Raw genomic sequence first — 9763 nt, forward strand, 5'->3', positions numbered from 1 at the left:
CTTCATTTTACAGGACTCAGGCTATGAGTTCTTTTTTATTTTCTTCTTACTTGTTGCACTTCAATTGTAAATTCGTCATACAAAAAAGAGGTCCAATTCGAAAGTGAATTGAACCTCTGAAAATCCCTTCATCAACACCGGTTGACAAAGAGCCTAAAAAACTCCCGTAAATCTACGCACTAAGCGCAAGACTTACGGGAGCTTTTAGCATCCCCAGAGACTATTCATCCGTGTCTGCTGTTGAATTCGTATGCTTATCGGTAGACGTTGCGGTGCTGCCTGCCGAGGAAGTGGTGGTTGAATCCGTGTTGTCATCATTACCACCGTCGCTCCCACCAGGTTTTTGTTCCGTGGTGCTGGAGGATTCCTTACTGGTGCTGGATTCAGTGGTCGTGGTGTTGGTCTTAGACGAGCTGTTGTTCGTCGTGGCCTGGCCGTTACTACTATAAGCAGAGGAGCTCGTGGTATTGGTCGATCCGTACTGACTAGTTGCCGTCGTATCGGAAACCGTGCCAGCGTGACCCGTTACGTAGTACTCCGTCTTGTTACCTTGTGACGTAGCGGTCACGGTGCCTGGTGCCGTCCAATCGGTGTTCGTAGACTTAGAAGCCAAGTAACTCATTTCATACTTATAAATCTGTTGCGCAATTTCCGTTTGCGACTCACTGACGTAGTGGCCCGTCTGGAACTGCTTATCATACCCGGTCCAAACAGAGACGGCGTAGTTCTTGGTGTAACCCGTGAACCAGGAGTCCATCGTTGCGCCATCCGGCACTTGATCGGCGTAGTCGTCAGGGTAGGAGTCCGTCCCGGTCTTACCAGCTTGGTAAAGACCTGAGATGGCAGCGGAACGTCCTGAACCATTGTCGTTCGTGATAACGTCCTTCATCATATCCGTCAACATGAACGCCGTTGCGGTGGACATGGCCCGCTTACCAGTGGAGGCGTAGTTGTGGGCTTTACCATCTTGCGTGACGACTTTGGATACCAGGTAAGGTTTGTAGTACGTCCCACCGTTTGCGAAGGCAGCGTAGGCCGCAGCTTCTTGTTCGGATGAGATGTAGAGGCCAATCCCGTTTTGCAGGGTCAGCGGCTTCTCGAACGTCATCCCCAGGCCCTTCAGGAAGGTGGTTGCCTTCTTGATGCCGACGTTTTGTAACGTCCGTACGGCGGGGATGTTCCGTGACTCGTAGAGGGCCTTACGCATGGTGATGGTTCCTTGGTACTGTCGGTCCCAGTCGTAAAGGTTCTTGGTCGTGCCAGGGTACGTAAACGCCGTATCCTTAACTGGTTCGTAGGTTGGGTAGTACAGATAATCAATGGCCGGACCGTAATCCATCAGTGGCTTGGCCGTTGAAGCACTGGACCGGTCGGTTTGCACGGCCCGGTTGAGACCAAACGTGACGTTACCAGTCTTCCGGCCACCGATCATGGCGACGACTTTCCCGTTGTTCGGGTTAACAATGGTCGAGCCAACTTGGAACTTGCTGGAAGGGAAGGAGACGTAGCTGTTCCCATTGACGATGTCGTAGAGTTTCTTCTGAGCGCCCATGTCCAGGTTGGTGTGAACCTTCAGGCCACCAGTCGTCGTGTTGTAACCCTTTTTCTTCAATTCAGCGTAGACCTGTTTGAGGTAAGCGTCGATGACCTTAGTGGTCTTAGGGTCGTTGCTGGTGGTCGTCTGATGGTTCTTGACTAGCCCAGTGGTGATACTGGTTGCTTCGGCCTGCTTCGCCTGAGCGGACGTGATGGCGTTGTTCGAAGCCATGGCTTCCAAGACCAGGTCACGCCGCTTCTTAGCGAGCGCTGGATAACTAGTTGGATCATAGTTGGTTGGCGATTGTGGCATCCCGGCCAAGAGGGCCAACTGGGCGAGATCCAGGCTCTTAAGCGTCTTGCCGTAGTAGTACTGTGCGGCAGTCTGCATCCCGTAGACCCCGTTACCCATGTAGACCTTGTTCACGTAATACTCGAGAATTTGGTCCTTGGAGTAATCATGATCGACCTTCAAGGCTAGCCAGGCTTCCTGGGCCTTACGCTTAAGTGTTCGGTCGGAGGCGTTGGTGGAGAAGACGGACAGCTTGACCAGCTGTTGCGTCAAGGTACTCCCACCTTGCATCCCCAGTGAGGAGCCGGTGACGTTTGCAAACGCCGCTCCCATGATCCGGATGGGGTCGACCCCGTTGTTTTTGTAGAAGCGTCGGTCTTCGGTGGAAACGACCGCACTCTTCAACGTGGCGGGGATGTTTGGCGATTTCACGTAGTTTCGGTTCTGTGCCCCGAGTCGTGAAATGACCTTGCCGTTGGCGTCGTAGACCCGCGTCGAGGTATCACTCGACAGGGCACCTTCTGTGACCTTAGGGGCGCTTTGCGCGTAGTAAAAGAACAGGCCGGCGCCGGCGAGAATTCCCAGAACACCAATGGCAACGATGATGAACAAAATGCGACGGAATAACCGCCACCCGTTGTGCGGGCGTTTGGGGCCGGCGCCCTGGGTGCGCTCATTATTGCGGCTCATCCGGGTCTCCGACGATGAATTGTTACTAGACATGTTAATCTCCTTTGCGTTTAAACGTGTTCACTTCTGGTGTTTCTACTATAGAAGCTGATCCACGGCTTTGAGATAGGGAACAGGTAACTGGAGTTCTGGCGTAATCAGGATGCCTTGCTCAGCAATGTCTGCGTAAGGGACTGATTTACGGCCACCGGTCTCCTGAGCATCCCAACAAGCAAACAGCTTGGTCGTAGGGTACAGGTAGATCTCTTGGCGGGTAACGAATTTAATAATAGCAAAGCAAATACCGCCCTGAGTCATACAAGCACGCATGTGATCAATCTGATGTTGATGGAAGTTTTTCAAGGGAAACGACGACTTGTTGCGAGTCTCCTTGGCATCAAAGTCCAGGTAATGCCCCTGATAAACGCCGTTGTAGTCGGTCGTGGAGGCCGTACTGAAGTAGGCTTCTTTGATGACTGCGGCACTCCGCTTAGGGTAATCGACCTTGACGATGCGAATGGGCGTTGGTTTCTTGTGAACGACAGCCAGTCCGTGTAACTCATAGTAGGTATTGGACTCGTTGAGTTCCTCTTCCAACGTCATTCCCCGTTTACCATAGTCGGTGGTGTAGGTGCTGGGGAAACGCCGTCCAATTGACGTTGCAGGTGCTCGGTAGGCATTCCCATTGGGATACCGAATGGTCATTGATTCCTCACGCTCCTTCACTTGAAAACCGAAGCTTCCAGTTTATGACCTAGTTATTGACATTATACCAAGGTGACCGCGAAATAAAAACTCCTAAAGCCACTTGAAGCCCGTGATTCCCCGAATTTAAACGTAACTTAACAGCTTAACTTCGTATTGAAAGGTTGATATCCGGTGGTTTTAGGCCAAAACAACTGTGAAATGTCCGCGCTCCGGCGGCCAGGGCTGGTGCCTGCTGTGGGGACGCTTCAGCCAAAGGGCGGGCTTCTCGCTCGCTTTGAAGCCACGAAACCCACGTGTCTTCAAAGGCGCCCACGGCCTAGGCCAGCCCAGAACGCTAGCCAATGCCGTTTTCACAGCTGTCACCAGCCCTGGCCACCTCCGGCTTTGATTAGGTGTTACTTTAACGCGAGGGTTGTGCGCAAGGTGAGTTGTCCATTCAATTGCGATATTATTTGTCGGGATTGCAGATAGTGCCATGTAATGAAGTAATAATTGTTGAATTAAGGTACCTATAGGTTGAAAGGGAATGATTGTTCTTCAGTGGTTAAGGATTAGGATTTCGTCGACACTGATTACGGGTTAGGATGAAGAATTTTGATAGTTTACACACCATTCTGTATGAGCTAATCGATAACAGATTTTTAAGGTTGGCAGGGAAACTTGTGTAAGCCGAGAGGCCGCCAGCTATGGGCTCAGGCGCGTCGTTCTGCTTAGTCAGTAGGTGATTTTCCTACTGGCTTAGCGGAAGACCAAGCTTGGAGACTCGGGGTTTTCGAGGCTTCAAGTTGTGTCCGCACCGTTCCAGCCCATAGCTGGCGGCCGGTAAGGCGACTAACCACAGAGCCGACTGAAATCAGCTTAACGAAAGAATTGCAAAATTTTTATCCATGTAAGTTGCTCAGTCGACTATTTTTCGCTAAACTAGAAAGGGTAAGGCAAAGGGGGCTGGTCAAGTGAGTCGATTATGGCTAACTGGGTATCGGAGCTATGAACTAGGTGTCTTTGGTAATCAGGACCCCAAGCTATTAGTGATTAAGGATACGCTGAAAAAGTTATTGATCAACAAGATTGAAAATGGGACGGACTGGCTAATTACCGGTGGTCAGCTGGGCGTTGAGCAGTGGGCGGCCGAGGTTGGTCTGGAACTGAAGCCAGATTATCCTGAGCTGAAGGTTGCCATGATGACCCCGTTTGCTGAATTCGGGAATAATTGGAATGAGGACAACCGGGCGAAATATGCCCAGCTGGCGAGTCGCGTCGATTTTCACCAGTCAGTCAGCGAGCGACCCTATCATGGTCCCCAACAGTTAAGAAACTATCAAGAATTTATGCTGACCCATACGGATGAGGCAGTCATGGTTTATGATTTAGAGGTTGAAGGAAAACCTAAGTATGATCAGCAGGCCGTTGCACGGTTTCAAGAGCAGCATACTTATCCCCTGACGTTGATTGATATGGATTGGTTACAAGAAAGTGCCAACGAATATCAAGAAAATTTAAATAATGGTTCCCAATTTGAGTAAAAACTGGTATGATTAATCTTGCCGGTTTGATTAGGATAACGAGGTGTAATGATCAATGGAAAACGTTAATTTCACTCCCAAGGAAATTTTGCAAAAGCAATTCCGTCAAAAGATGCGTGGTTACGATCCAGACGACGTTGACAGTTTCTTAGACAACGTCATCAAGGACTACGACACTTTTGTTAAGGAGAATCAACGGCTTCAAGACGAAAACGAACGGTTGTTGGCCAAGGTCGACGAACTCACGAAGCAAGTGCAAGTGGGCGGAAGTCAGCCACAAGCTGCCACAACCAGCCAACCAACTTCAAGTGTCACGAACATGGACATCTTGAAGCGGTTATCCAACCTGGAACGGCACGTCTTCGGTTCACAATTAGATAATGATCCAAACGAGTCACATCGTTTGTAGAATTATATAGACTGGTGTAAATCCTGAGTAATCGCGGTCGGCTTATGTCGGCTGAGGAAAGTCCATGCTCGCACAGGCTGCGATGCCTGTAGTGTTCGTGCTCGGTGAAAAAATAAGCCGGGGGACGTTAGCAATAACGTTACGGCGGGAAAAAACGGCTACGGCTTCGGCTATGTCCTAGTATCCCTGAAAAGTGCCACAGTGACGATACGTCTAAGGAAACTTAGACGGTGGAACGCGGTAAACCCCTCGAGCGGGCAACCCAAACTTTTGGTAGGGGCGCTTCACACATGGAATTGAACGAAGTGTGGGGGGAGAGGAAACTCTCGAGATAGATGATTACTGCCAGTCAGTCGTTTGCCTGAAACGGCTGGGTGGTACAAAACATGGCTTACAGGGATTTACACCATGTCAGGTTTGGTGGGAGCTTGCTCCCGCCTTTTTTTATAGCTATAATTGCCTTGAAAGGCGGTTGATTGGTCTGAAGGAGACGATTGCTGCTCCTCACGTGACCACGTACAAGCGGGTCAGCGAGACCGGTCAACAAATAGGAGTGTTAAGTTGTGGTTCTGCGCCGCAATTTTTAGATGAAAATGAAATGAGTAGCATCATGAATAGGAGGACGTTATGAAGAAATTCCATTTATACGCGGCCACTGCCAGTGGTATTGAAGCCATCGCCGGGCGCGAACTGCGCGACCTAGGGTATGACACCCAGGTTGAAAACGGCCGGGTTCGTTTTGACGGCACGATTGAAGACATCTTACGGGCCAATCTGTGGTTACGGACCGCTGACCGGGTTCGGATCATCGTGGCTGAATTTGACGCCATGACCTTTGACGAATTATTTGAAGCCACTAAGGCTGTCGCCTGGGATGAACTCTTGCCAATGGACGCTGCTTTCCCAGTAGAAGGCCGTTCCAAGAAGTCACAGCTCCACAGTGTGCCGGACGCGCAAGCCATCGTGAAGAAGGCCGTGGCCACTAAGCTGGCGGCCGTCTATCACCGGCGGACGCGGATGCCCGAAACCGGGGCCACGTATCCTTTGGAAGTCATGATCGACAAGGATCACGTGATGCTCACGCTAGATACCACCGGGTCCAGTCTCTTCAAGCGGGGCTACCGGGTCGGTAAGGGTGGCGCGCCACTGAAGGAAAACATGGCGGCCGCTTTGATTGCGCTGACAAGTTGGCACAAGGACATGCCGTTCTGGGATCCTGTCTGTGGGTCTGGGACCATTCCGATTGAAGCCGCTTTGATTGGGCGTAATTTGGCTCCTGGGTTTAACCGGACCTTTACCTGCGAGAGTTGGGACTGGGTTCCACAAGAATTGAGTGATCAGGTTCGTGACGAAGCCGATGCCAAGGCCGATTACGATACGCCACTCCAAATTTTTGGGACAGATATTGACGAGAACATGGTGGCGATTGCTAAGCGTAACGCGCAAGAAGCTGGCTTGTCACAAGATGTCACGTTCAGTCAACTGGCCGTACAGGACTTCAAGACGGACCTCGAACACGGGGTCATCGTCGCCAACCCACCTTACGGGGAACGGTTGAGTGACCAGGCTAGTGTCCGGGAACTTTATAAGCAGATGGGTCAGGTCTTCAAGCCACTGACCGATTGGTCGAAGTACATTTTGACGGCCGACCTGGAGTTTGAACACTTCTACGGCCAGAAGGCAACGAAGACGCGGAAGCTCTATAACGGGGCGCTGCGGACCGACTACTTTCAGTTCTGGGCCCAACGTCATCCACGTCATAAGGGGTAATTTCAATGATCAAAGACGATTGTGTTTTTTGTCAGAAAAAAGAAATCGTTTTGGAGAATGACCTGGCTAAGGCCTTTTGGGACACCCACCCCGTCCGCCGGGGTCACCTATTGATCGTACCCAAACAACACTACGCCACTTATTTTGACGTGCCGGCATCCACGCGTCACGCGATGGATGATTTATTGTTTGTCGCTAAACAGTTCTTGGATGACCGGTATCATCCCGCGGGTTACAACGTGGGGGTCAACGTGGCGGCAGCTGCCGGTCAAGCGGTTATGCACGCCCACGTTCACCTGATTCCGCGCTACGTTGGGGACGTGAAGAATCCGGCTGGCGGGATTCGAAAGATGATTCCGAAGGCGGTTCGGAAACTCATGTCATAAAACTTAACATTTATTTTTCATAAGCCTGTAAGCACTGGTGTAAGCCAGTCTTGCGGGCTTTTTGTTTGTTAAATTACCCGTTAAACGGGTGGTATCCTGAAAATATAACGGGACTTTTTCTGAAAATGGTGTTAGAATTCCTAACATTAAGAGAGAAGAGGGCGTCGTTATGAATCTTGCAAATACCGCGTTTGTCTTAGTCGCTAGTGTCCTGGTCCTATTTATGACTCCTGGCTTGGCCTTCTTTTACGGGGGCTTAGTCTCCGAAAAAAACGTTGTCAACACCATGCTATCGGTCTTCATTATGACGGGGGTCGCAATTCTGCTGTGGGTCTTCCTGGGTTATTCCATGGCGTTCTCTGGCAACATTGCGGGGGTCGTTGGTAATTTGAATCACGTCTTCATGGCCGGGGTCAACCTGGCCAGCCTGACCGCCAGTCACATTCCGGTGGGGGCGTACTCTTTATTTCAAATGATGTTCGCAATCATCACCCCAGCGTTGTTTGTGGGGGCGGTCGTTGGCCGAATTCGGTTTAAATTTCTGCTACTCTTCTTGATTGCCTGGTCAATTCTGATCTACTACCCAATGGTCCACTTGGTTTGGGCGCCGGCGGGTTGGTTGGCAAAATTGGGGGTATTGGATTTTGCTGGTGGGACCGTCGTGCACATCAACGCTGGGGTAACCGCCTTAGTTTTATCCGCATGGCTGGGGCCACGGCTGAACCGTGGTCACAATCAACATTACAATTTACCTTGGGTGTTGCTGGGAACGGCGATTCTGTGGATCGGCTGGTATGGGTTTAACGCCGGGAGTGCACTGGCTGTGAACGGTGTTGCTCTGCAGGCAGCCATTACCAGTACGGTGGCCACGGCCACGGCAATGGTCGTGTGGATGGGCCTAGATATTTGGAAGACTGGTAAGCCAACGCTGGTTGGTGTTTGTACCGGGACGCTATGTGGGCTGGTTGCGATTACGCCGGCTGCTGGTTACGTCACCATTATGGGGTCGGTGGCCATTGGGGCCGTTGCTACCTGCACCAGCTTTGCGTTCATCCAGTTTCTCAAGCCAAAATTGGGAATCGATGATGCATTGGATGCCTTTGGCTGCCATGGGGTCAGCGGCATCGTCGGCAGTATCTTGACCGGGGTCTTTGCGACCAAGGCCGTGAACCCAACGATTACGACGAACGGGTTGGCTTACGGTGGTGGGCTGCACTTGTTGTTGATTCAACTGCTAGCGACTGGCGTGACGATTGCCTTTGTTGCGGCGATGGGATGCTTGATCATCTGGGGCCTGCGGCAAATCACCCCCATGCGAGTTGGTGCTGAGGAAGAACGGTTGGGGCTGGACCAAGGCGAACACGGTGAACAGGCCGACTACGCGGTTGGTCTGACGGAACGGTTAGCCGATTACAAGCCGGACCAGGAACTGTACGAACCGGAATTCAAGGGTCAATTGCAACAGCTGAAAAATCCGAACCCTGAGCCGACTCATCTTAATGGTAACTGATTGTAAAACGGTCGCGCTCCGGCGGCCAGGGATTCCGCCAGCTGTGGGAACGCTTCAGCCCAAGGGCGGGCTTTGAAGCCACGAAAATCCCGTGTCTTCAAAGTCGCCCGTGCTGTAAACTGGAAAACCACCAGTTAACACCACCTTCACGGCCGGCTCTATCCTTGGCCGCCTTCGGCTTTGATTGTGGCTTAGGTATAATCACCATTGCAGGGTTCGCCTCCAGCACGCTATATTTGACGGGCCAACTAGTAGGCTTAGTTGGTGCAAAAAATATTGTGTAAGCCGAGAGGCCGCCAGTTATGGGCTCAGGCGCGTCGTTCTGCTTAGTCAGTGGGTGCTTTTCCCGCTGGTTTAGCAGAAGACCAAGCTTGTAGACTCGGGTTTTTCGAGGCTTCAAGTTGCGTCCGCACCGTTCCAGCCCATAGCTGGCGGCCGGTAAGGCGAAAAGACACACAACATAACATGTCGAATACTAGTATCCTTGCTGTGACAAGCTTAACTAGCTTTTACAAGTTTTCGACCTTTCAATGGTAACTAAAGTTAGTAACTTTCTTAAGAATGGTCGACTTGATTGTTGTTTCTCCCGGAACCTGATAAACTAAGTGTGTGGTTAGGGGCCACAAAAGTTTTAATCGAGTTTGGGGGAACGATTATGAAAATGGAAAAAATTGTGTTAACGATTTTAGTTGTACTGGCTGTGGGATTGCTGGCATTAGTCTTGATGCTAATGAAGTCACCCCTCTGGGCGTTCGGCTTCCCACTAGCATTTGCTAGTTTGGGTGCGGTCTGCTACGGAGCCGAGGCCTTAATCGATAAATTAAAGAAGAATACGCGTGAAGCGTAACCTGAAATAAGGGCGGCCAGTGAGCCGTCTTTTTTGTTATGCCTTTAGGCCCGGTTGAGCACGCTAAAGCGTGCGAAACAAAAAACCACCCGCTATGCGGGCGGATAGTAAAT

General features: G+C 51.0%; 8 protein-coding genes and 1 other RNA gene. 7 read left to right on the forward strand and 2 right to left on the reverse strand.

The annotated features are described in order from the left end of the window. Positions 1-220: 220 nt before the first annotated feature. Positions 221-2551 carry a transglycosylase domain-containing protein gene (locus tag EKM87_RS11920; protein WP_125684960.1) on the reverse strand — a complete coding sequence of 777 codons (2331 nt, stop codon included), beginning with the start codon at positions 2549-2551 and terminating at the stop codon, positions 221-223. A 45-nt stretch (positions 2552-2596) separates the two neighbouring features. After that, entirely contained in the window at positions 2597-3202 is a 606-nt protein-coding gene (gene recU / locus EKM87_RS11925) for a Holliday junction resolvase RecU (RefSeq protein ID WP_125684974.1), read from the reverse strand. Positions 3203-4158: 956 nt separating this feature from the next. Here recU and EKM87_RS11930 point away from each other — a divergent pair. The 7 genes from EKM87_RS11930 to EKM87_RS11960 all read left to right on the forward strand — a co-directional run bounded on the left by EKM87_RS11930 (position 4159) and on the right by EKM87_RS11960 (position 9650). Next, the gene (locus EKM87_RS11930; RefSeq protein WP_125684962.1) at positions 4159-4728 is read left to right on the forward strand and encodes a DUF1273 domain-containing protein; all 570 of its coding nucleotides are present in this window, start codon (positions 4159-4161) and stop codon (positions 4726-4728) included. A 55-nt stretch (positions 4729-4783) separates the two neighbouring features. After that, complete coding sequence (gpsB, locus tag EKM87_RS11935) at positions 4784-5137, forward strand: cell division regulator GpsB (protein WP_125684964.1); 354 nt, start codon at positions 4784-4786, stop codon at positions 5135-5137. Positions 5138-5156: 19 nt separating this feature from the next. Then, positions 5157-5536, forward strand: an RNA gene (rnpB, locus tag EKM87_RS11940) — RNase P RNA component class B. A gap of 228 nt (positions 5537-5764) precedes the next feature. Further along, a complete protein-coding gene (locus tag EKM87_RS11945) occupies positions 5765-6907 on the forward strand; it encodes a THUMP domain-containing class I SAM-dependent RNA methyltransferase (RefSeq protein WP_125684966.1) in 1143 nt (380 codons plus the stop codon). A gap of 5 nt (positions 6908-6912) precedes the next feature. After that, entirely contained in the window at positions 6913-7293 is a 381-nt protein-coding gene (locus EKM87_RS11950) for an HIT family protein (RefSeq protein WP_125684968.1), read from the forward strand. A 169-nt stretch (positions 7294-7462) separates the two neighbouring features. Further along, complete coding sequence (locus tag EKM87_RS11955) at positions 7463-8803, forward strand: ammonium transporter (RefSeq protein WP_125684970.1); 1341 nt, start codon at positions 7463-7465, stop codon at positions 8801-8803. Between the two features lie 655 nt (positions 8804-9458). Further along, the gene (locus tag EKM87_RS11960) at positions 9459-9650 is read left to right on the forward strand and encodes a hypothetical protein (RefSeq protein WP_125684972.1); all 192 of its coding nucleotides are present in this window, start codon (positions 9459-9461) and stop codon (positions 9648-9650) included. The last annotated feature ends 113 nt before the right edge of the window (positions 9651-9763 follow it).

This window comes from Levilactobacillus yonginensis, assembly GCF_003946265.1.
Taxonomy (GTDB): Bacteria; Bacillota; Bacilli; order Lactobacillales; family Lactobacillaceae; genus Levilactobacillus; species Levilactobacillus yonginensis.